The organism is Vibrio sp. YT-19(2023) (genome assembly GCF_033337395.1).
Genome location: NZ_JAWOQN010000214.1, coordinates 1 through 945, shown reverse-complemented (window position 1 = coordinate 945; position 945 = coordinate 1). Strand labels below are relative to the sequence as shown.

General features: G+C 39.4%; 1 protein-coding gene. It reads right to left on the bottom strand.

Annotation, left to right across the window (positions count from 1 at the left end; genetic code table 11):
* Window positions 1-175: 175 nt before the first annotated feature.
* Window positions 176-565 carry a universal stress protein gene (locus tag R7E78_RS24950; RefSeq protein ID WP_065766602.1) on the bottom strand — a complete coding sequence of 130 codons (390 nt, stop codon included), beginning with the start codon at window positions 563-565 and terminating at the stop codon, window positions 176-178.
* Window positions 566-945: the final 380 nt, after the last annotated feature.

The window sequence follows — 945 nt, the reverse complement described above, 5'->3', positions numbered from 1 at the left end:
CATGACAGATTTTGACGATGTTACTTTTGAGCGAGAAGGCGTGCAAGTTAACGTACATTTTGACATGGCTTCAAATGCTGAATCCGTTTCTGTTTTGTCCAAAAAGCCATTCTCGTTAACTCGATAAACGATATAAGCCGAACTAGCCTTTGGTTCGGCTTTTATTCATCATTGTTTAATCATCTAAGTACACGACTAGCAAATCAGCTTCTATGGCGTTCGCAAGCTTGGGGACAGAAGAAAAGAAACGACTCAACAAGCTATGATGATGGCCACATACAACGAGATCTATCCCTACTTCCTTCGCAATTCCGGAGAGCTTGATGTGAAGATCACCAATCACAACCATATTGTCATGGACTTCGTAATCACACTCGTCAGCAAGCTTTTCTAATGCATTCTGCAACTTTCGTTCTTCTTTCAACTCTAGAATAATCTTATCGACATCTACATAGACTAAGGAAAGCTTACTTTTTTCATCTTTCGCTAAAGAAACTGCTTTATCGATGACTTTTTTGCTGGAATCAGTAAGGTCTACCGCAACCAAAATATGTCCATAACTCATTACGTTCTCCTATTTTGAATGGTACTACTTTTAGTCTAGCTTATCGAACACACTAGACATCGGCTTACCCGCCGATATCTAAATGAAAACATCCAAATCCCCATCTCTAAGAGCTCAGTTGTTCGAACATATACCCTAAAACATCAAAAGCCTCTCACTAAACATTACACCGTAACTTAAGTCGACTTGTAAGCGAAGCTGTAAAACTAAGTCCGTAGTGGCTCCTGCCTCTAAGCGCTCTGAAAATCTAGATTAAAGATCATCAAAAACTCTGCCGCAATTTTACTGATGTAGTCCCTGGATAAGCAGTTCTGACACACCGTCTGCAAGTACTTACTGTCTTTATATGGAAGTATATATAAGCACCTAATTCTAATTTG

Bases quoted from the DNA above. Each gene is read 5' to 3' on its own strand.
- R7E78_RS24950 (WP_065766602.1), bottom strand. From the start codon at position 565: ATGAGTTATGGACATATTTTGGTTGCGGTAGACCTTACTGATTCCAGC.